This window comes from Streptomyces sp. LaBMicrA B280 (genome assembly GCF_049222185.1).
Classification (GTDB): domain Bacteria; phylum Actinomycetota; class Actinomycetes; order Streptomycetales; family Streptomycetaceae; genus Streptomyces; species Streptomyces murinus.
Genome location: NZ_JBMJCT010000010.1, coordinates 23,301 through 43,513 on the forward strand (window position 1 = coordinate 23,301; position 20,213 = coordinate 43,513).

The window sequence follows — 20,213 nt, forward strand, 5'->3', positions numbered from 1 at the left end:
CATGACGACGACCGTGGTCGCGAGTGCCGCCAAAGTGCACTCGTCCGTAGTGGAAGCCACCGAGCTCCCGCGCATCATCCAACTCACCGACAACCTCTACGGGGCCGCCTTCAGCCTGATGAAGCTGCTGCCCGCCCGCTACATCATCGACCAGGCCGAGGCCGCCGGGACCCTGCTGCCGGGCACCCCGATCATCGAGACCTCCTCCGGCACCTTCGCCCTGGGCCTCGCCATGGTGTGCCGGCTGCGCGGCTACCCCCTCACCATCGTCGGGGACGCGGCGATCGACCGGGAGCTGTACACCCGGCTGACGATGCTCGGCGCGACGGTGGAGATCGTCGAGGACACCGGACAGCCCGGCGGCATCCAGGGCGCCCGGCTCGCCCGGGTGGAGGAACTGCGCCGGCTGCGCCCGGACAGCTTCGTACCGGGCCAGTACGACAACCCCGACAACCCGGCCGCATACGGCGCGGTCGCCGAACTGATCGGCGGCACCCTCGGCTCGGTCGACTGCCTGGTCGGCCCGGTCGGTTCCGGCGGCTCCACGGGCGGCCTCGCGGCGGCCCTGCGGCTGGCCGACCCGACCCTGCACCTGGTCGGCGTCGACACCCACGGCTCGATCATCTTCGGCACCCCGGACCGCCCCCGGATGCTGCGCGGCCTGGGCAGCAGCATCCACCCGGGCAATGTGCGGCACTCGGCCTACGACGAGGTGCACTGGGTCACCGCGCCCGAGGCGTTCCACGCCACCCATGAACTGTTCCGCACCCACGGCCTGTTCATGGGCCCGACGAGCGGCGCCTCCTTCCAGGTCGCCGCCTGGTGGGCGGGGCAGAACCCCGACAGCACGGTGGTGGCCGTACTGCCCGACGAGGGCTACCGCTACCAGTCGACCGTCTACAACGAGACCTGGCTGCGCGAGCAGGGCATCACCCCGGCCGCCAACCCGGCGGGCCCGGCCCTGGTCGACCACCCGCTGGACGCGCCCTCGACCTGGTCCCGGCTGCTGTGGGCGCGGCGCCGGTTCGACGATGTGATGGTCCCCGGAGCGAACGCATGAACGACCGGCTGCTCCTCCTGATCGAGTCCAACACCACCGGCACAGGGCGCCGGTTCGCCCAGCGGGCCCTGGCTGAGGGCATCGAACCGGTGCTGCTCAGCGCCGATCCCGGACGCTATCCGTACGCCGCCGAGGACGGCCTGCGCACGGTCGTCGTCGACACCGCCGACCCGGCGGCCCTCTGGTCCGCGGTGCGGGAACTGGCCGCGACCGCGCAGATCGCGGGCGTGCTGTCCAGCTCCGAGTACTTCGTCGTCACCGCCGCCGAGGTGGCGGCCCGGCTCGGGCTCCCCGGCCCGGCCGCCGACGCCGTACAGGCCTGCCGTGACAAGACCACCCAGCGCCGCCTGCTCGCCGGGGCCGGGGTGCCGGTGCCCGCGTTCACGGAGGTCGGCGAGGTCGCGGAGGCCGTCGACGCGGCCGCCCGGCTGGGCCTGCCCGTCGTGGTCAAACCGGTCCAGGGCTCCGGCAGCGTGGGCGTACGGCTGTGCGCGAGCCTCGGGGAGGTCGCCGACCACGCCGGTGCCCTGCTCTCGGCCACCGTCAACGAGCGGGGGCTGGCCGCGCCCACCTGGATCCTGGTCGAGTCGTACCTGACGGGCCGAGAGTTCTCGGTCGAGGTGGTCGGGCACGAGGCCGTGGTGACCGTCGCCAAGCACATCGGTCCGCCGCCGGTGTTCGTCGAGACCGGCCACGACCTGCCCGCCGACCTGCCGCCCCGGCGACGGGACGCCCTGACCGCCTGCGCGGTCGCGGCCGTACGCGCCCTCGGCCTCGGCTGGGGCGCGGCGCACGTGGAACTGCGGCTGGACGGCGACACCCCCCGGGTGATCGAGGTCAACCCCCGGCTGGCGGGCGGCATGATCCCCGAACTGGTGCGCCGCGCCTGCGGGATCGACCTGATCACCGCGCAGGTCCGGGCGGCCGTCGGGCTGCCGGTGACGCTGGAGCGCGACCGGGACGCCGGGGCGTCGATCCGCTTCCTGACCGCCGAGGCGGCGGGCACCCTCGGTCCCGCGGACGCCGTCGAGGAGGCGCTGTCCCGGGCCCGGGAGGTGCCGGAGGTGGTGGACGCCGCGCTGTACCGCGCGCCGGGGACGCCCGTGGGACCCGCCGAGGACTTCCGGGGCCGACTGGGCCATGTGATCACGGCCGGTTCCTCGACGGCCGCCGCGGCACGGGCGGCGGAGGAGGCGGTGACCGGGCTGGCCACCGCGCTGCGCCCCCCGGCCGTGCCGTCGGCGGTGCCTGCGCCCGCGCAGAGCCACCCCGCCCAGGACCGCGAGGACCACGAGGACCACGAAGACCACGAGAACCGCAAGGACCGCGAGGACAGCAAGGAGACCGTATGAGCGCCATCGACGCCCTCCACGCCCTCGACGCCATCGCCTGCCGGGCGGAGACGGCCGTCCGCGACGGTGCCGACACCGGCCGGCTGCGGACCACGCTCAACGACGAGGCGCACCGGATCGTCTACGACCAGTACCTGCCGGGCTCCGGCTCCCGCTCCGGCCGGGACGGCCTGGTGCAGGAGCTGCGCCTGATCAGCGAGGTGGACCTGGCCCATCTGGTCATGCTGTCCGAGCGCGGCATCGTGGACACCGGCCGGGTCGCGGTCCTGCTGGACACCATCACGGCCCTGCGCGCCGACGACTTCGCCGAGCTGCGCGGCATGCCCATGCCCCGCGGCGTCTACCTGGCCTACGAGGGCAGACTGGTGGAGCGGCTCGGCGAGCGGATCGGCGGTGTGCTGCACACCGGACGCTCCCGCAACGATCTCAACGCGACGACCGTACGGCTGAAGACGCGCGGGCCGTACGGCGAACTCCTCACCGAGGTCGCCGAGTTGGCCGACATCCTGCTGGCCGCCGCCGATGTCTACCGCGATGTCACCATGCCCGCGTACACCCACGGCCAGCCCGCCGTGCCGATCACCTACGGGCACTACCTCGCCGGTGTCGCCGGTTCGGTGCTGCGGAGCCTTCAGGCGCTGCTGGAGGCGGGCCGGGAGATCGACGTCAACCCGCTCGGGGCCGGTGCCGTCGGCGGCACCTCCGTCCGCATCGACCCGCACCGCACGGCCGAGCTGCTGGGCTTCACCGGCGCGGCACCGAACTCGGTCGACGCGGTCGCCTCACGGGACTTCGTGCTGCGCCTGCTCGCCGCGTGCTCCACCCTCGGCGTGACCATGGCCCGGGTCGCCCGGGATCTGAGCACCTGGACCTCGGAGGAGTTCGGGCTGCTGCGGATGGCCGACGACCTGGTCGGCTCCAGCTCGATGATGCCGCAGAAGCGCAACCCGTTCCTGCTGGAGCACATCCAGGGCCGGTCGAGCGCCGCCCTCGGCCACTTCGTCGCCGCCTCCTCGGCGATGACCACGGCCGGTTTCACCAACGCCATCGCGGTGGGCACGGAGTCGGTACGCCAGCTGTGGCCGGGCCTCGCCGACACCCTGGACGCGGTCACCCTGCTGCGGCTGGTGGTGGCGGGCGCGGAGCCGGAGCGCGAGCGGATGGAGGAGCGGGCCGTCGGGGGCTTCACCACGGCGACGTATCTGGCGGAGTCCCTGGTGATGGACGGCATGCCGTTCCGCAGGGCCCACCATCTGGTGGGGGAGACCGTGCTGTCGGCCCTGGACCGGGGGGTCTCGCTGACCGAGGCGGGCCGCGACCGGCCCGAGGTCGCCGCGCTCGCGCCGGGGGACGGCTCGTCCTGGCTGGACCCCGCGGACGTCGCCGCCGCCTACGCCTACGGCGGCGGGCCCGGCGCCCCCGCGGCCGAGGCGGCCCTCGGAAGGCTCACCACCGAACTCGAACGGCTGCAGGACGAGGTGACGGCGCGCCGGACCCGCTGGACGAGCGCGGCCGACCGGCTCGCCACGACGGTACGGGCGCTGGTCGAGTCGTCATGAGCGAAGAGAACGCGCTCATGGGCGAAGAGAACGCGCTCATGAGCGAAGAGAACCCCGTCATGAGCGACGAGAACGCGGTCATGGACGACGAGAACGAAGGCGGGGCGGGGCCGGGCGTGGGGCACCGGCATGACTTCCGGCTGCTGTGGGGCGGCGAGACCGTCAGCAAATTCGGCAGCAGCATCTCCGGCGTCGCCATGCCGCTGGTGGCCGTGGTGACCCTGCACGCAGGCACCCTGTGGGTGAGCATGCTGGCCGCCGCCGCCTGGCTGCCCTGGCTGCTCTTCGGGCTGTCGGCGGGCGCCTGGGTGGACCGGGTACGCAGGCGCCCGCTGATGATCGCCTGCAACCTGGCCTCGCTGGCGCTGCTGGCCGCCGTCCCCGTCGCCGCCTGGTACGGCGTTCTCACCATGGCGCAGCTGCTCGCCGTGTCCCTGCTGACCGGCTGCGCGAGCGTCCTCTTCTCCGTGGCGTACCGCGTCTATCTGCCGACCGTCGTGGCCAAGGACGAGCTGTCCGCGGCCAACGCCAGGCTCCAGGGCAGCGAGTCGGTGGCGCAGCTGGGCGGTCTGGGCGCCGGTGGTCTGCTGGCGGGGGCCCTCGGCGCGGTGACCGGGCTGCTGGCCGACGCGGCGACCTTCCTGGTCTCCACCCTGTGCCTGCTCGCCGTCCGGGGCCGCGAACCGCGCGTCGAGACGCCCCGGGCGCGGCCCGGGCTGCGCGCGGAGATCCGCGAGGGCCTGCGCTACACCCTGCGCGATCCCTACCTTCGGGTGCTCACGCTCTACGGATCGGTCACCAATCTGCTGCTGACCGGCTGCCAGGCCATCCTCACCGTCTTCCTGGTGCGTGAACTGGGCGTCGGCGAGGGCGCGGTGGGCTGGCTGCTCGCGGCGGGCGGCGTGGGCGGACTCCTCGGCGCCCTCGCCGCGGGCCCGATGGCCCGGCGCTTCGGCACGGCGCGCGGCATGCTGCTGTGCAAACTCGTCACCGCCCCGCTGGGGCTGCTGATCCCGCTGGCGGGCGCGGGCGCGCGGTCCGTGCTGGTGGCCCTGGGCCTGGCGGGCCTGTCGGTGGGCGTCGTCTGCGGCAGCGTCATCCAGGGCGCGTTCCGGCAGACGTACTGCCCGCCCGGGCTCCTCGGCCGGATCACGGCGAGCTACTCCGTCGCCAACTACGGATCGGTGCCGGTCGGCGCGCTGCTCGGCGGCGCGCTCGGTACGTCCTTCGGGCTGCGGCCGACACTGTGGCTGCTGACCGCCGGACTCGCCGTCAGCAGCCTGCTGTTGCTGGTGCGACCGCTGGCCGGGCGCCGCGACCTGCCCACCGAGCCGGTGGCCGGACGCCGGGGCACGCCGGAGGCGACGGCGCCGCCGGTGCGCACGGCCACGGCCCGCGCGATGTGACGGGCCCTCTCGTATGAACGCGTCCGACACCCTCTCCACGGCCGGGAGCAGTCCAGTGGCATCCACCCCGCAGCCAGTACGGCGCCGTCTTCCGCCTCCGGGTTCCCCCGACCTGTGGCTGCTGCGGCTGTCCGACACCCCGGACGCCGCCCCGGACGCCGCCCCGGACGCCGCCACGCTGGACGCGTCCGAACGCGAGCGGTCCGCGTCCTTCGCCAGGCCCGCGGACCGCGTCCGCTTCACGGCGGCGCACCGCACGCTGCGCGCGGTACTGGGGTCCTACCTCGGGGTGCCGGCGGCGGAGATCCGCTACGCCCGCGAGACCTGCCCCTGCTGCGGCGGACCCCATGGCCGCCCCGCCCTCCTCGGCTTCCCCGGCGATCTCCACTTCTCGCTCTCGCACCGCGGCGACCTGGTGCTGATCGGCGTCGCGGGCGAGCCGATCGGGGTGGACGTGGAGCTGGTGCCCGACATCGAGGGGAGCGGCGAGCTGGCCCTGATGCTGCACCCCGACGAGCAGCGGGAGGCCCAAGCCCTCGACCCGGTCAGGCGCCCGGGGGCCGTCGCCCGGCTGTGGACGCGGAAGGAGGCGTACCTGAAGGGCCTCGGCACCGGTCTCGGCCGCGACCCCGCCATGGACTACATCGGCCTGGGCACCCCGGACGGCCCGCGCCCCCGGGTCGACTGGCACTTCCGGGACGTCCCGGTGGACCGCGGCTACGTCGCCTCGGTGGCCACCCGGGGACCGCTGACCACCAGCGCTCCCCACCCGACCCGCGTCACCGGCCGCTTCCCCCGGCAGCGGTGAGGCGCGCTCGGTCTATGCTCACCTCGTGGAACGCAGGGCGGCGAATGCAGGGCGGCAGAGGCTGGTGACGTGAGGACATGCTGAGAGAGGTCACCGCGACCCGCTATGTCGAGCCCCTGCGCTCCGGCGGCTCGGTCCCCGGCATCGTCGAGGCCGACGACCTGGGCACGTACGTCGTGAAGTTCACCGGTTCGGCACAGGGGCACAAGGCGCTGGTCGCGGAGGTGATCGTCGGGGAGCTGGCCCGCGCGCTCGGGCTGCGCTTCCCCGAGCTGGTCCTCGTGCACTTCGACCCGGCCGTCGCCGCGGCGGAGCCGCACCAGGAGGTGCGCGACCTGCACAGCGCCAGCGCGGGGGTGAACCTCGGCATGGACTATCTGCCGGGCGCCCGCGACCTCACCCCGGAGCTGGCCCGCGTCTTCCCGGTGGATCCGCTGGAGGCCGGCCGCGTGGTGTGGCTGGACGCGCTGACCGTCAACGTCGACCGCACCGTGCACAGCTCCAACCTGATGGTGTGGCCCACCCTCGGCACCGTGCCGCCGCGGCTGTGGCTCATCGACCACGGCGCCGCCCTCGTCTTCCACCACCGCTGGGACACCACGAGTCCGGGCAAGCGGTACGACTTCCGCCACCACGCCCTCGGCCCGTACGGCCCCGACGTCCGTGCCGCCGACGCCGAACTCGCCCCGCGCGTCACGGAGGAGCTGCTGCGCGCGATCGTCGCCGAGGTGCCGGACGCCTGGCTGGCCGAGGACGCCGGGTTCGCCACGCCCGACGACGTCCGGGACGCCTACGTCGGCTATCTGCTGGCCCGGGTGCGGCGGTCGGCCGAGTGGCTGCCCACCGACTTCCCGAGCCGCGAACAGGTCGCCGCCGAGGACGCCGCCCGCGCCGCCCGCACCCAGGCGGGCCGCCCGGACTGGCTGAAGCAGGTCCCCGATCTGCACGGCAAACCGGCCGTGGCACACGACGGGGCGATCCACCTGCGCTGACGGGCCCGGGGCGGCCCGGGGCGGGAGCCCCGAGCCACCCGGAGACCCGCCGGGGCTCAGCCCCTGAGCTGCTGGTACGCCGGCAGCGTCAGGAAGTCGGCGTAGTCCTCGTCCAGGGACACCCGCAGCAGCAGATCGTGCGCCTCCTGCCAGTGCCCGGCGGCGAACGCCTCCTCGCCGATCTCCTTGCGGATGGCGTCGAGTTCCTCGGCGGCGACCTCGCGGGCCAGCTCGGGCGTCGCCTTCACGCCGTTCTCGAACTCGACGCCCGCGTTGATCCACTGCCAGATCTGGGAGCGGGAGATCTCGGCGGTGGCCGCGTCCTCCATCAGATTGAAGATGGCGACCGCGCCGAGGCCGCGCAGCCATGCCTCGATGTAACGGATGCCCACCTGCACGGCGTTGACCAGACCGGCGTACGTCGGCTTCGCCTCCAGCGAGTCCACGGCGATCAGGTCGGCGGCCGACACCCGCACATCCTCGCGCAGCCGGTCCTTCTGGTTCGGCTTGTCGCCGAGCACCCGGTCGAAGGACTCCATGGCGATCGGCACCAGGTCGGGGTGGGCGACCCAGGAGCCGTCGAAACCGTCGTTCGCCTCACGGTCCTTGTCCGCGCGGACCTTCTCGAAGGCCACCTTGTTGACCTCCGCGTCCCGGCGGGAGGGGATGAAGGCCGCCATGCCGCCGATCGCGTGCGCGCCGCGCTTGTGGCAGGTGCGCACGAGGAGTTCGGTGTAGGCGCGCATGAACGGGGCGGTCATCGTCACCGCGTTGCGGTCCGGCAGCACGAACTTCGGGCCGCCGTCACGGAAGTTCTTCACGATGGAGAACAGGTAGTCCCAGCGTCCCGCGTTCAACCCCGAGGCGTGGTCGCGCAGTTCGTAGAGGATCTCCTCCATCTCGTACGCCGCCGTGATGGTCTCGATCAGCACGGTGGCGCGGATGGTGCCCTGCGGGACGCCCACGTAGTCCTGCGCGAACACGAACACGTCGTTCCACAGGCGGGCTTCGAGGTGCGACTCGGTCTTCGGCAGATAGAAGTACGGGCCCTTGCCGAGGTCCAGCAGCCGCTGCGCGTTGTGGAAGAAGTACAGGCCGAAGTCCACGAGCGCGCCCGGCACTTGACTGCCGTCCTCGGCCACGAGGTGGCGCTCGTCCAGGTGCCAGCCGCGCGGGCGCATGACGACGGTCGCCAGCTCCGCGTCCGGCCGCAGCGCGTACGACTTCCCGGACACCGGGTCGGTGAAGTCGATGTCGCGGCGGTAGGCGGCGATCAGATTGAGCTGGCCGAGGACGACGTTCTCCCAGGTGGGCGCGGAGGCGTCCTCGAAGTCGGCGAGCCAGACCCGGGCGCCCGAGTTGAGCGCGTTGATGGTCATCTTGCGGTCGGTGGGTCCGGTGATCTCGACGCGCCGGTCGTTCAGCGCGGCCGGGGCCGGGGCGACCCGCCAGGAGTCGTCCGCGCGGATCGCGGCGGTCCCGGGCAGGAAGTCGAGCGTGGAGGTGCGGGCGATCTCGGCGCGGCGCTCGGCCCGGCGGGCCAGGAGTTCATCACGGCGCGGGGTGAACCGCCGGTGCAGCTCCGCCACGAAGGCGAGCGCCGCGTCGTTCAGAACCTCCTCCTGCCGGGGCAGGGGCTCGGCGTCGACGATGGCCAGCGGGGACGGCGCTGGTGCGGACATGAGCTGTCACTTCCTTCAGCGGTGGCACCACGTGCCAAGTGGCACGAAAGGGATGAATCGCGCCCGCTGTGCGGCCGGACGCTTCTGATCAGTGGATACTAGTTTCCTCATTGTGGAACTTCAATGGTGTGTTGATGTCGAGATTCTCCGGGTCGAGGCAAGCTGACGCCGGGTGCCACGAGCCCGGCCGACGACACCCCGTTCACTCGAGGTGGCTCAGGTCGGCCTCGGTGTCGATGTCGTACGGCCGCGCCACATCCGCGCACTCCACCAGGCGGACGGCTCCCTGGTGGGCCTTCAGATAGGCGCGGGCGCCCCGGTCCCCGGTGGCGGCCGCCGCGATCCCCGCCCAGTGGGCCGCCCCGAACAGCACGGGATGCCCGCGCGTCCCGTCGTAGGCGGCCGAGACCAGCGCGTTCTCGCCGTCGTACGCCCGAAGGACCCGCGCCACCGCCTCGGGCCCGATGCCCGGCTGGTCGACCAGGAAGACCAGGGCCGCCCGTGCGTCCGTCAGGGCGAGCGCGGCGAGTCCCGCGCGCAGTGAGGAGCCCATGCCCTCGGCCCAGCGCGGGTTGTCGATCAGGACGCAGTCGCCCAGGTCCGCCCGCTCGCGCACCTCCTCGGCCCGCGCGCCCAGCACGACATGGATCCGTCCGACCCCGGCCGCCCGCAGCACCCCCACCGCGTGCTCGACCAGCGGCCGCCCCCGGTGTTCCAGCAGCGCCTTGGGCCGTCCGCCGAGCCGTCTGCCGCCCCCGGCGGCCAGCACGAGACCGGCGACCGCCGCGGTGGGGTCCTCGATGTCCGTCATGGCTCCTGCATACCCGACGGCGGCCCGGCTTTCAGGAGTCCCGGGCCGACTTCCGGGAATCTTCGGGCTGATTTTCGGCATGCCCCATGGCGCTCGCCGGGCCGGGTGGCGTTTACTGACCCGCGCACGACGGCGTGGCTGCCTGGGGAGGGCTGCTTTGCGGAGCTTGGGGCAGGGGCCGGTGACCGGCGGTGAAGAGGACCCGAGGGTGACGGAGCTGCGCCTGGCGGTGTCCCGCTTACGCCGCGAACTGGCCACCCTGCGCACGGACTTCCCGGACCGCGCCACGGCGGAGGACGAACTGGCCGCGCTCGCCGCCATGACCTCCGAGGGCGTCCCGGAGATACCCCGGCTGCGCGGCTCCCTGCTGCACCTCGCGGGCGCCATCGGCTCGATGAGCGCCCTTTCGGGGGCGCTGCGGGCCGTCAGGGCGGCGGTGGACCTGTTCGGGGAACCCGCGCGCCGGGGCCAGGAGTCACTGCCCCGCCCGGATCAGCCCTCCGACGCGAACAGCCCCCGCTCCTGAGCCTCTTCGCGGATGCGGCGGTACAGCGCGGTCAGCGTCTCGCTCACCGTCACCCGGGGCAGCTGGAGCCGGTCCAGTGCCTCGGCGTCGGCCGGCACGTCCTGCCAGCCCTGACCGGTGAGCAGGCGCATCAGGGCCGGGTTGAGCCGGTCCACCCCGCGCACCAGACGCGCCTCGGCGGTGCCGCCCCGCTCGTACTCGTGCCACAGCTCCAGGAACTCCTCGGCCAGCGGAGCGGGCAGCGCGCCGAACCGCCGCAGCGCGACGGCCTCTTCCCGCCGCGCCTTCTCCTCCCGGTCGCCGGGGGCCCAGGCCGAGGGGTCCCCGGTGTCGATCTCCACCAGGTCGTGCATCAGGCACATCTTCATCATCCGCGCCAGGTCCAGCGACCGGCCGGTCTCCCGCTCGAACTCGCCGTGCAGCAGCCAGCAGACCAGCGCCAGGTGCCAGGAGTGCTCGGCGACGCTCTCCCGGCGGCCCGGGGTGGCGTTGTTGTGCCGCTCGACCTCGCGGAGCCGGGCGGTGTGCGCGATGGCGTCGAACAGCTCCGGCAGCCCGGGTTCCATCGTCGGTGACTCCCTCTTCCGGGCGGCCGGACCTGCGGGGCCTACAGGCCGGAGCTCGCCAGCGACCGGGACAGCTCGACCGCGACCTGCTGGAGCACCGGCACGATCTTCTCCGTCGCCTCCTCGGTCACCCGGCCCGCCGGACCCGAGATGGAGATCGCCGCGGCCGTCGGGGAGTCCGGCACGCAGACGGCGAGGCAGCGCACCCCGATCTCCTGCTCGTTGTCGTCCACCGCGTACCCCTGCGCCCGCACCTCCGCCAGCGCCTTGAGGAACCCCTCCGGCGTGGTGATGGTCCGGTCCGTCGCCGCGGGCATCCCGGTACGGCCCAGCAGCGCCCGCACCTCGCCGTCCGGCACCGCCGAAAGCAGCGCCTTGCCGACGCCCGTGGAGTGCGGCAGCACCCGCCGGCCGACCTCGGTGAACATCCGCATCGAGTGCTTGGAGGGCACCTGCGCCACGTACACGATCTCGTCGCCGTCCAGCAGCGCCATGTTCGCGGTCTCGCCGGTCTCCTCCACGAGCCGCGCGAGATACGGCCGCGCCCAGGTGCCGAGCAGCCGGGACGCCGACTCGCCGAGCCGGATCAGCCGGGGGCCGAGCGCGTAGCGCCGGTTGGGCTGCTGGCGCACATAGCCGCAGGCGACCAGGGTGCGCATCAGCCGGTGGATGGTGGGCAGCGGCAGCCCGCTGGTCGCGGACAGTTCGCTGAGGCCGACCTCGCCGCCCGCGTCCGCCATCCGTTCCAGCAGGTCGAAGGCGCGCTCAAGGGACTGGACCCCGCCACCGCCGGGGGCCTTGGCGGAGTCGGGGGTGCTGGCGCTCGACGTCGGCACGGCACGTTCCTTTCGGGACGAACGGAGGGCAGCAGCCTACCCGGCGGACGGTTGACTCCCCGCTTGTACGGAGCTACGTTCTGCTTGCTGGAATTCTAATTCCGCTTTGTGGAAACGTCCAGGGTGCCATCCCTCCGCCCGCCGCCGGGCGGACGCCCCTTGACGGCGCCGAACCGGGAGTGAAGACTCCTTCAACAGAACGTTGAAATCCGTTTCGTGGCCATATGCCCGTTCGCGGTACAGATTCGCGGTACAGATTCGCGGTGCAGAAAGGGGTCCGGGTGTCCGACGCTGAACTGGTGCTGCGCTCGAGGCGCGTCATCACCCCCGAGGGGACACGGGCCGCCGCGGTCACCGTGTCCGCCGGAACGATCACGGCCGTACTGCCGTACGACACCGAGGTCCCGGCCGGCGCCCGCCTGGTGGACACCGGCGACGACGTGTTGCTGCCCGGTCTGGTCGACACCCATGTGCACGTCAACGACCCGGGCCGCACCGAGTGGGAGGGCTTCTGGACCGCCACCCGCGCCGCGGCCGCCGGCGGCATCACCACCCTCGTCGACATGCCGCTGAACTCCCTGCCGCCGACCACCACCGTCGAGCATCTACGGATCAAGCGGGACGTCGCCCGGGACAAGGCGCACACCGACGTCGGCTTCTGGGGCGGCGCGCTGCCCGGCAACGTCACGGACCTGCGCCCGCTGCACGACGCCGGGGTGTTCGGCTTCAAGGCGTTCCTGTCCCCGTCCGGCGTGGACGAGTTCCCGCACCTCGACCAGGAGCAACTCGCCCGCTCCCTCGCGGAGATCGCCGGTTTCGGCGGCCTGCTGATCGTGCACGCCGAGGACCCGCACCACCTGGCCGCCGCCCCCCAGCACGGCGGCCCCCGCTACGCCGACTTCCTCGCCTCGCGCCCCCGCGACGCCGAGGACACCGCCATCGCCGCGCTGATCGCCCACGCCCGCCGCCTGGACGCCCGGGTGCACATACTGCACCTGTCCTCCAGCGACGCGCTGCCGCTGATCCGCGCCGCCCGCGCCGACGGCGTCCGGATCACCGTGGAGACCTGCCCGCACTACCTCACCCTCACCGCCGAGGAAGTCCCGGACGGCGCCAGCGAGTTCAAGTGCTGCCCGCCGATCCGCGAGGCCGCCAACCAGGACCTGCTGTGGGCGGCGCTCGCCGACGGCACCATCGACTGCGTCGTCACCGACCACTCGCCCTCCACGGCCGACCTCAAGACCGGCGACTTCGCCACCGCCTGGGGCGGCATCTCGGGCCTCCAGCTCAGCCTCTCCGCCGTGTGGACCGAGGCCCGCAGGCGCGGCCACACCCTGGAGGACGTGGTGCGCTGGATGTCCGCGCGCACCGCCGCCCTCGTCGGACTCGACGCACGCAAGGGCGCCATCGCCCCCGGCCGCGACGCCGACTTCGCGGTCCTCGCCCCCGAGGAGACCTTCACCGTCGACCCGGCGGGACTCCAGCACCGCAACCGGGTCACCGCGTACGCGGGCCGCACCCTGCACGGCGTCGTCAGGTCCACCTGGCTGCGCGGCGAACGCATCGTCGCCGACGGCGAGTTCACCCCGCCGAAGGGCACGCTGCTCGACCGCCCCTGAGCCACGCCCCGCCCCCGGGGCATCCCGGGGGCCCATCCGGCCGACTCCCGAGAGGAACCACTGATCACCGTGACGGCGACACCAGGTTTTACCGGCGACGCGAACCCCTACGGAGGCGGTGACCCGTACGCGGACTACCGCACCGCCGACTTCCCCTTCACCCAGTACGCCAACCTCGCCGACCGCCGCCTCGGCGCCGGTGTCGTCGCCGCCAACGACGAGTTCTTCGCGCAGCGCGAGAACCTGCTGGTGCCCGAGCGCGCCGAGTTCGACCCCGAGCACTTCGGGCACAAGGGCAAGATCATGGACGGCTGGGAGACCCGCCGCCGCCGCGGCGCCGCCACCGAGGACCCCTGGCCCACCGCCGAGGACCACGACTGGGCGCTGGTCCGCCTCGGCGCCCCCGGGGTGATCCGCGGCATCGTCGTGGACACCGCCCACTTCCGCGGCAACTACCCGCAGGCCGTCTCCGTCGAGGCCGCCTCGGTCCCCGGCTCGCCCTCGCCCGCGCAGCTGCTCGGCGACGACGTGAAGTGGACGACCCTCGTCCCGCGCACCCCCGTCGGCGGCCACGCCGCGAACGGCTTCGAAGTCTCCCTGGAACAGCGCTTCACCCACCTGCGCGTCAACCAGCACCCCGACGGCGGCATCGCCCGGCTGCGCGTCTACGGCGAAGTCGCCCCGGATCCCGCGTGGTTGGCGGCGCTCGGCACCTTCGACGTGGTCGCCCTGGAGAACGGCGGCAGCGTCGAGGACGCCTCCGACCGCTTCTACTCCCCGGCCACCAACACCATCCAGCCCGGCCGTTCCCGCAAGATGGACGACGGCTGGGAGACTCGGCGCCGCCGCGACCGGGGCCACGACTGGATCCGCTACCGGCTCGTCACCCGGTCCCGGATCGGCGCCGTCGAGATCGACACCGCGTACCTCAAGGGCAACAGCGCGGGCTGGGCCTCGGTCTCGGTGCGCGACGGCGAGGACGGCGACTGGCGCGAGATCCTGCCCCGCACCCGCCTGCAGCCCGACACCAACCACCGGTTCGTCCTGCCGGAGGCGGCCGTCGGCACCCACGCGCGCATCGACATCTACCCCGACGGCGGCATCTCCCGGCTGCGCCTGTACGGCGCCCCGACCAAGACCGGGGCGGCCCAACTGGCCGCGCGGCACCAGGAACTGGGCGGCTGAGGCACCGTCACACGGATCGAGGGGCGGGCTCCGCGGGGAGGCGGGCGCCCGCCCCTCGTGCTGTCCGCGGTGCGTGCCGCCCGTACAGCGAATCAGCAGGTGGCAGGGGGTGTACAGGGCCGAACGGCCCCATCGCGGGGGGCCGGACGGCATCGGGTCCGCGGTGCAATACTGGCTCGTCTTCCGGCCGGACCTCCGGCGCCGCGGGGCACGGGTCCACCGCCGTTCGTCTTCTTCCGGCGGTGAACCCGCCCACGGCGCGGGGGAGTCGCGCGGCGCCCCTGACCCGGCGCACCGCGCGGTGCACGCGAAGACGGCGCCGAGAGGGCGCGCCGACGACCGCCGGGTACGGGGCCGGGCACGGGCGGGCGGCGCGCGAGGAACCGCAGGGAGAGAGCCAGTCCGTGAACACCACCAGCAGCGACGGCCACGACGATTACCACGCACTCCTCGCCCGGCGGGACGCGATGCGCCTGCGCCAGCAGCTCCTGTCCCCGTCCGCCCGCCCGGACCCGGGCCCCTGGCGGACCGCCGCCCGAAGGGCCCACGGGCAGCCGTACGACGGCGCGGCCGACCAGCGGATCATCACCCGCCAGCTGCCGCTGGTCACCCCCTTCGGCAAGCTCATCGGGCACCTCTACGACGCCATGTTCGAGCGCCACCCCTATCTGCGCTCGCTCTTCCCCGACTCCATGGACTTCCAGCGGGTCCATCTGGAACGGGCCTTCTGGTATCTGATCGAACACCTCGACCAGCCGGGGGAGGTGGCCGACTTCTGCGCCCGGCTCGGCCGCGACCACCGCAAACTCGGCGTCCGGCCCGTGCACTTCGAGGTGTTCGAGCAGGCGCTCGCCGAGGCCCTGCGGCGCAGCGCGGGCGCGCGCTGGAGCGAGGAGATGGAGCAGGCGTGGCTGCGCATGGTGCGCTTCGCGGTCGCGGCCATGGTGGACGGCGCGGCCGGGGCGCTCGCCGAACCGCCGTACTGGAACGGCACGGTGACCGCCCACGAGCTGCGCGGCCCCGACCTCGCGGTGCTCCGGGTGCGCCCCGCGGAACCGTTCCCCTACCAGGCCGGGCAGTACACCCGGATCCAGACCCCGCTGCTGCCGCTGACCTGGCGGCCGTACTCGATCGCCTGCGCGCCCCGCCCGGACGGCGAACTGGAGTTCCACGTCCGCCGCACCGCGCCCGGCGGCGTCAGCGACGCGCTGGTCACCCGGACCCGCGCCGGTGACCCGCTCCGCCTCGGCCCCGCCCAGGGCTCCATGGTCCTGGACGACGACCCCGCCCGGGACGTCCTGATCGTGGCCGGCGGCACCGGCTGGGCCACCGCCCGCGCCCTGCTCGAAGAGCTGTCCCGGCGCCCCCTGCGCCGCACCACCCATCTGTTCGTCGGCGCGCGCACCCTGGACGAGCTGTACGACACCGCGGCCCTCGCCCGCCTGGAGAAGAACTGCCCCTGGCTGCGCGTCGTCCCGGTGATCGGCGAGGAGTCCGGCGCCGCCGAGAGCGGCTCGGTGGCCGACGCGGTGGCCCGGCGCGGCGACTGGTCCGGCCACACCGCCTACGTCAGCGGCCCGCCCATGATGGTCACCGCCACGGTGTACGGACTGACCGCGCTGTCCCTGCCGCCGGACCGGGTCCACCACGACCCGGTCGACGGCACCCTGCCCCCGGCCGCGCGCCCCTCCAGGGCCGGGGCGCCGGTGGCGATCACCGGGGGGTGAGCCGCGCCACGCGCGCGGTGCAGGAACTCTTCCCCCCTCCTGGCGCGTTCTTGTGGTCGTGACCCTTCAGCAAGAGATCGTCGGCAACGCCATGCAGATGGCGGTCGTCAACCTGGACCCCGGCCAGACCGTGTACTGCGAGGCCGGGAAGTTCCTGTTCAAGACCACGAACGTGACCATGGAGACCCGGCTGTCCGGCCCCTCCGGGAGCGGCGGGCAGCAGGGCGGCGGCAGCGGCGGCATGGGCGGCATGCTGCGCCAGGCCATGGGCACCGCCATGCAGGTGGGCCAGCGGATGCTCGCCGGTGAGTCCCTGGCCTTCCAGTACTTCACCGCGCAGGGCGGCCAGGGCACGGTCGGCTTCGCGGGGGTGCTCCCCGGTGAGATGCGCGCGCTGGAACTCGACGGCCACCGCGCCTGGTTCGCCGAGAAGGACGCCTTCGTGGCCGCCGAGTCCTCGGTCCAGTTCGGCATCGCCTTCGCGGGCGGCCGTACGGGCATGAGCGGCGGCGAGGGCTTCGTCCTGGAGAAGTTCACCGGTCACGGCACCGTGATCATCGCGGGCGCGGGCAACTTCATCGACCTGAACCCGGCCGACTTCGGCGGCCGTATCGAGGTGGACACCGGCTGTGTGGTCGCCTTCGAGGAGGGCATCCAGTACGGCGTCCAGCGCGTGGGCGGCCTCAATCGGCAGGGCGTCATGAACGCCGTCTTCGGCGGCGAGGGCCTCTCGCTCGCCACCCTGGAGGGCAACGGCCGTGTCATCCTCCAGTCCCTGACCATCGAGAGCCTGGCCAACGCCCTGAAGAAGGCCCAGGGCGGCGACAAACAGGGTCCGACGGGCGGCCTGTTCTCCACGCACGCGGGGTGAGCCCGGGGTCCCGCGTGCGCGGGGGCGTCCTTGTGCGCGGGGGCGTCCTCGTGCGCGGAGGCGTCACAGAGCGCGTCGCCAGGTCTGGCCGACGAGGTCGTGGCCGAAGCTGTGATGGGCCTGCGCCGCGACCAGCTCGAAGCCGTGCGCCTCGTAGATGCGGCGGGCCGTCTTCAGTACGTCGTTCGTCCACAGCGTGATCGCCCCGCACCCGGCCTCGCGCGCGAAGCGCAGGCATTCCTCGACCAGGCGGGTGCCGAGGCCGAGCCCGCGCGCCGCGGGGTCCACCAGCAGCAGGCGCAGCTTCGCGGTGCCCTCCTCGTCCCCGGGTGCGCAGAAGACGCAGCCGGCCCGCACCCCGTCGACCTCGGCGATCCAGGCCGCCCGCGGCCCCGGGCCCGCCACCCGGGTGTGGTCGGCGACGATCCGGGCGACCAGCGCCTCGAAGTCCGCGTCCCAGCCGAACTCCCGCTCGTAGAGCTCGCCGTGCGCCAGCACCACCCAGCCCAGGTCCCCGGGCCGGCCGAGCGGACGAACGACCACCTCGTGTTCCGCCGCCATCAGGACCACCCACCTCTCACTGAAACGACTGTTTCAGTACACTAACCCGGGTGGCCCGATCCGAAGCAACCCCTTCTCCGCGACGGCAGGAACTGCTGGAGGCGGCGTACGCCCACGCGCTGCGCAGCGGCCTGGCCGATCTGTCCCTGCGCCCGCTCGCGGAGGAGATCAAGTCCTCCCCGCGGGTGCTGCTGTACCTGTTCGGCAGCAAGGACGGCCTGGTCCGGGCCCTGCTGGCGCGGGCCAGGGCCGATGAGCTGGCCGCCCTGCGCGGGCTCGCGGCCACGCGCGATCCGGCGCGGGGGCTCGGGCCGGTCGCCCGCGAGCTGTGGCGGTGGCTGTCCGCGGACGCCCACCGCGGTCTGCTGACGCTCTGGGTCGAGAGCTATGCCCGCTCCCTCGTGGAGCCCGACGGCCCCTGGGCCGGATTCGCGAGCGACACGGTCGAGGACTGGCTCGCCCTGCTCGCCGGCGCCCAGCCCCCCGAGGAGCGCGACACCCCGGCGGGCCTGGCCCGGCGCACGCTCGTGCTCGCCGCCCTCAGGGGCGCCCTGCTGGACCTCCTCGCCACCGGCGACCTGGAACGGACCAGCGCGGCGGTGCACGCCCTGCTGGCCGCGACGGACTGACCCGGGCCTCCGGTGACCACGCTGTGCCCGTCCTGTGGGTGTCCCGAGGAGGAAGGTGAACTGGTTGAAAAACAGGGTTACTTGAGGGGGAATTCCACGGTGGTGTCGTTGACATGTCCTTGTCTACGCGCGTCATCATGGCGTCATGCGAATCCCCCCACGCGCCGCTCGTATCGGCGCCGCAGCCGCAGTCCTGTCCGCACTCCTCGCCGGCGGCACCGTCTCCGCCACCACGGCGAACGCGTCCGTCGCCTCCGCCGCGTCCGTCGTCTCCGCGGCCTCCGTCGGCAGCATCTGCCACAGCGCCCTGCCGCCGCAGGCCGACGACACCCTCGGCCTCATCGCCAAGGGCGGCCCCTACCCCTACTCGCAGGACGGCACGGTCTTCTCCAACCGCGAGGGCGTCCTGCCGAGCCAGTCCTCGGGCTACTACCACGAGTACACCGTGGTGACCCCCGGCGCCCCCACCCGCGGCACCCGCCGCATCATCACCGGTGAGCGCAGCCAGGAGGACTACTACACCTCCGACCACTACGAGACGTTCGACCTGATCGACTTCGACTGCTGAACCGGACCGAACCGCTGAACCACCGCTGATCAGTCGCTGATCCGCACCGAGCCTCGCCCCGCGGCCCCACCCCCACCCGACGGCCGCGGGGCGAGTCATGTTCCGGCGCCCGGCATGCCCTTTCCGGCCATCTCCCGCTCCCCGCACGGAATGTCCGCGGGCTCGGGCACCCGGCTGGCGCCCCGCGCGTTCTTTAGGCACCGGGATGCGCCCGGTCGGCCTCGGGGGAGTCGGGAAGGGGAGTCATGGACCGGCGACAGGCAGTGGATCTCGGGGAGTTCGGGGACGCGTTCCGGCGCGACCCGCATCCGGTGTACGCCATGCTGCGCGAGCGGGGCCCGGTGCACCGGATCCGGGTGCCGCATGCGGACGAGGACTACGAGACCTGGCTCGTCGTGGGGTACGAGGAGGCGCGCGCCGCCCTCGCCGACCCCCGGCTCGCCAAGGACGGCGCGAAGATCGGCGTGACCTACCTCGACCAGGATCTGATCGGCAGATACCTGCTGGTCACCGACCCGCCCCAGCACACCCGGCTGCGCGGCCTCGTCACCCGGGCCTTCACCGCGCGCCGGATCGAGCGGCTGCGCCCGCGCATCCAGCGGATCACCGACGAATTGCTGGACGAGATGCTGTCGGCGGGCCGCGCCGCCCGCGCCGACCTCATCGCCGCCCTCGCCTACCCGCTGCCCCTCACCGTCATCTGCGAACTGCTCGGCGTCCCCGAGATGGACCGCACCGCGTTCCACGAGATCTCCACCCAGGTGGTCGCCCCGACCGACCCGGAGTCCGAGCGCGCGGCGACCGCCCGGCTCGGCGAGTACCTCGGCGAACTGATCGAGGACAAGCGCCGCTCCGGGGTCACCGGCGACCTCCTCGGCGACCTGGTCCGCACCACCGCCGAGGACGGCGATCGCCTCTCGCCCGAGGAACTGCGCGGCATGGCCTTCCTGTTGCTCGTCGCCGGTCATGAGACCACGGTCAACCTGATCGGCAACGGCGTCCTCGCCCTGCTCACCCACCCCGACCAACTCGGGGCCCTGCGCGCCGACATGAGCCTGATCGACGGCATGATCGAGGAGACGCTGCGCTGGGAGGGCCCGGTGGAGAACGCCACGTTCCGGTACGCGGCCGAGCCGCTGGAACTCGGGGGCGCCCGCGTCGAGAAGGGCGAACACGTGATGATCGGGCTCACCGCCGCCCAGCGCGACGGCGCCCGCTTCCCGGCCCCCGACCGCTTCGACATCCGCCGCGACACCCGCGGCCACCTCGCCTTCGGGCACGGCCTCCACTACTGCCTGGGCGCGCCCCTGGCCCGGCTGGAGGGCCGCATCGCCGTCTCCACCCTGCTGGAACGCGCCCCCGGCCTCGCCCTGGACGGCCCGCGCGACGAATGGCTGCCGGGCCTGCTGATGCGCGGGCTGCGGACCCTGCCGGTGCGCTGGTAGCGCCGCCGGG

General features: G+C 73.4%; 18 protein-coding genes and 1 pseudogene. 14 read left to right on the forward strand and 5 right to left on the reverse strand.

Annotated elements, in window-relative coordinates; translation table 11 throughout:
* The first annotated feature begins 1 nt into the window (after position 1).
* The 6 genes from ACLF5H_RS09600 (at position 2) to ACLF5H_RS09625 (ending at position 7,177) form a co-directional block, all read left to right on the forward strand.
* The gene (locus ACLF5H_RS09600; protein ID WP_421675633.1) at positions 2–1,060 is read left to right on the forward strand and encodes a PLP-dependent cysteine synthase family protein; all 1,059 of its coding nucleotides are present in this window, start codon (positions 2–4) and stop codon (positions 1,058–1,060) included.
* The gene (locus ACLF5H_RS09605) at positions 1,057–2,412 is read left to right on the forward strand and encodes an ATP-grasp domain-containing protein (RefSeq protein ID WP_421675634.1); all 1,356 of its coding nucleotides are present in this window, start codon (positions 1,057–1,059) and stop codon (positions 2,410–2,412) included. The genes ACLF5H_RS09600 and ACLF5H_RS09605 overlap by 4 nt, the downstream gene beginning before the upstream one ends.
* The gene (gene argH, locus ACLF5H_RS09610; RefSeq protein WP_421675635.1) at positions 2,409–3,971 is read left to right on the forward strand and encodes an argininosuccinate lyase; all 1,563 of its coding nucleotides are present in this window, start codon (positions 2,409–2,411) and stop codon (positions 3,969–3,971) included. The genes ACLF5H_RS09605 and argH overlap by 4 nt, the downstream gene beginning before the upstream one ends.
* The gene (locus tag ACLF5H_RS09615) at positions 3,968–5,377 is read left to right on the forward strand and encodes an MFS transporter (protein ID WP_421675636.1); all 1,410 of its coding nucleotides are present in this window, start codon (positions 3,968–3,970) and stop codon (positions 5,375–5,377) included. Before argH ends, ACLF5H_RS09615 begins: the two co-directional genes overlap by 4 nt.
* A gap of 55 nt (positions 5,378–5,432) precedes the next feature.
* Entirely contained in the window at positions 5,433–6,185 is a 753-nt protein-coding gene (locus tag ACLF5H_RS09620) for a 4'-phosphopantetheinyl transferase family protein (RefSeq protein ID WP_421675637.1), read from the forward strand.
* A 77-nt stretch (positions 6,186–6,262) separates the two neighbouring features.
* Positions 6,263–7,177: a HipA family kinase gene (locus ACLF5H_RS09625; protein WP_421675638.1), complete on the forward strand. Its 915-nt coding sequence runs from the start codon at positions 6,263–6,265 to the stop codon at positions 7,175–7,177.
* A gap of 56 nt (positions 7,178–7,233) precedes the next feature.
* Here the strand turns inward: ACLF5H_RS09625 and aceB are convergent, their stop codons facing one another.
* Together aceB and ACLF5H_RS09635 are read right to left on the reverse strand one after the other, a co-directional pair.
* Positions 7,234–8,859 carry a malate synthase A gene (aceB, locus tag ACLF5H_RS09630; protein WP_421675639.1) on the reverse strand — a complete coding sequence of 542 codons (1,626 nt, stop codon included), beginning with the start codon at positions 8,857–8,859 and terminating at the stop codon, positions 7,234–7,236.
* A gap of 202 nt (positions 8,860–9,061) precedes the next feature.
* Positions 9,062–9,670 carry a nucleotidyltransferase family protein gene (locus ACLF5H_RS09635; RefSeq protein ID WP_421675640.1) on the reverse strand — a complete coding sequence of 203 codons (609 nt, stop codon included), beginning with the start codon at positions 9,668–9,670 and terminating at the stop codon, positions 9,062–9,064.
* A gap of 166 nt (positions 9,671–9,836) precedes the next feature.
* Here ACLF5H_RS09635 and ACLF5H_RS09640 point away from each other — a divergent pair.
* A pseudogene (locus ACLF5H_RS09640) lies at positions 9,837–10,133 on the forward strand (DUF5955 family protein); the annotation flags it as partial.
* 29 nt (positions 10,134–10,162) lie between these two features.
* Here the strand turns inward: ACLF5H_RS09640 and ACLF5H_RS09645 are convergent.
* Both ACLF5H_RS09645 and ACLF5H_RS09650 read right to left on the reverse strand, forming a co-directional pair.
* On the reverse strand, positions 10,163–10,762 hold the full coding sequence (locus ACLF5H_RS09645) for an HD domain-containing protein (RefSeq protein WP_421675641.1): 600 nt from the start codon (positions 10,760–10,762) through the stop codon (positions 10,163–10,165).
* Positions 10,763–10,803: 41 nt separating this feature from the next.
* A complete protein-coding gene (locus ACLF5H_RS09650; protein ID WP_421675642.1) occupies positions 10,804–11,598 on the reverse strand; it encodes an IclR family transcriptional regulator in 795 nt (264 codons plus the stop codon).
* A 281-nt stretch (positions 11,599–11,879) separates the two neighbouring features.
* Between ACLF5H_RS09650 and allB the strand changes: the two genes are divergently transcribed.
* From allB to ACLF5H_RS09670, 4 genes are all read left to right on the forward strand, one after another.
* Positions 11,880–13,217: an allantoinase AllB gene (allB, locus tag ACLF5H_RS09655; RefSeq protein ID WP_421675643.1), complete on the forward strand. Its 1,338-nt coding sequence runs from the start codon at positions 11,880–11,882 to the stop codon at positions 13,215–13,217.
* 69 nt (positions 13,218–13,286) lie between these two features.
* Positions 13,287–14,402, forward strand: a complete 1,116-nt coding sequence (alc, locus tag ACLF5H_RS09660) for an allantoicase (protein WP_421675644.1) — start codon at positions 13,287–13,289, stop codon at positions 14,400–14,402.
* 404 nt (positions 14,403–14,806) lie between these two features.
* Complete coding sequence (locus ACLF5H_RS09665; protein WP_421675645.1) at positions 14,807–16,129, forward strand: globin domain-containing protein; 1,323 nt, start codon at positions 14,807–14,809, stop codon at positions 16,127–16,129.
* A gap of 58 nt (positions 16,130–16,187) precedes the next feature.
* Complete coding sequence (locus ACLF5H_RS09670; RefSeq protein ID WP_421675646.1) at positions 16,188–17,000, forward strand: AIM24 family protein; 813 nt, start codon at positions 16,188–16,190, stop codon at positions 16,998–17,000.
* A 63-nt stretch (positions 17,001–17,063) separates the two neighbouring features.
* Here ACLF5H_RS09670 and ACLF5H_RS09675 read toward each other — a convergent pair whose 3' ends face one another.
* Entirely contained in the window at positions 17,064–17,561 is a 498-nt protein-coding gene (locus ACLF5H_RS09675; protein WP_421675647.1) for a GNAT family N-acetyltransferase, read from the reverse strand.
* A gap of 50 nt (positions 17,562–17,611) precedes the next feature.
* On the opposite strand from ACLF5H_RS09675, the gene ACLF5H_RS09680 reads away from it, so the two are divergent.
* The 3 genes from ACLF5H_RS09680 to ACLF5H_RS09690 all read left to right on the forward strand — a co-directional run bounded on the left by ACLF5H_RS09680 (position 17,612) and on the right by ACLF5H_RS09690 (position 20,203).
* A complete protein-coding gene (locus ACLF5H_RS09680) occupies positions 17,612–18,190 on the forward strand; it encodes a TetR/AcrR family transcriptional regulator (protein WP_421675648.1) in 579 nt (192 codons plus the stop codon).
* A 145-nt stretch (positions 18,191–18,335) separates the two neighbouring features.
* Positions 18,336–18,758: a ribonuclease domain-containing protein gene (locus ACLF5H_RS09685; protein ID WP_421675649.1), complete on the forward strand. Its 423-nt coding sequence runs from the start codon at positions 18,336–18,338 to the stop codon at positions 18,756–18,758.
* A gap of 245 nt (positions 18,759–19,003) precedes the next feature.
* Positions 19,004–20,203, forward strand: coding sequence for a cytochrome P450 family protein (locus ACLF5H_RS09690; protein ID WP_421675650.1), 1,200 nt, complete (start codon positions 19,004–19,006; stop codon positions 20,201–20,203).
* Positions 20,204–20,213: the final 10 nt, after the last annotated feature.

What these genes read in the sequence shown, in the direction of transcription:
- ACLF5H_RS09675 (WP_421675647.1), bottom strand. Translation starts at nt 17,561, where the DNA reads ATGGCGGCGGAACACGAGGTGGTCGTTCGTCCGCTCGGCCGGCCCGGG.
- argH (WP_421675635.1), top strand. Translation starts at nt 2,409, where the DNA reads ATGAGCGCCATCGACGCCCTCCACGCCCTCGACGCCATCGCCTGCCGG.
- ACLF5H_RS09625 (WP_421675638.1), top strand. Translation starts at nt 6,263, where the DNA reads ATGCTGAGAGAGGTCACCGCGACCCGCTATGTCGAGCCCCTGCGCTCC.
- aceB (WP_421675639.1), bottom strand. Translation starts at nt 8,859, where the DNA reads ATGTCCGCACCAGCGCCGTCCCCGCTGGCCATCGTCGACGCCGAGCCC.
- ACLF5H_RS09685 (WP_421675649.1), top strand. Translation starts at nt 18,336, where the DNA reads ATGCGAATCCCCCCACGCGCCGCTCGTATCGGCGCCGCAGCCGCAGTC.
- ACLF5H_RS09605 (WP_421675634.1), top strand. Translation starts at nt 1,057, where the DNA reads ATGAACGACCGGCTGCTCCTCCTGATCGAGTCCAACACCACCGGCACA.
- ACLF5H_RS09635 (WP_421675640.1), bottom strand. Translation starts at nt 9,670, where the DNA reads ATGACGGACATCGAGGACCCCACCGCGGCGGTCGCCGGTCTCGTGCTG.
- ACLF5H_RS09690 (WP_421675650.1), top strand. Translation starts at nt 19,004, where the DNA reads ATGGACCGGCGACAGGCAGTGGATCTCGGGGAGTTCGGGGACGCGTTC.
- ACLF5H_RS09600 (WP_421675633.1), top strand. Translation starts at nt 2, where the DNA reads ATGACGACGACCGTGGTCGCGAGTGCCGCCAAAGTGCACTCGTCCGTA.
- ACLF5H_RS09645 (WP_421675641.1), bottom strand. Translation starts at nt 10,762, where the DNA reads ATGGAACCCGGGCTGCCGGAGCTGTTCGACGCCATCGCGCACACCGCC.
- ACLF5H_RS09615 (WP_421675636.1), top strand. Translation starts at nt 3,968, where the DNA reads ATGAGCGAAGAGAACGCGCTCATGGGCGAAGAGAACGCGCTCATGAGC.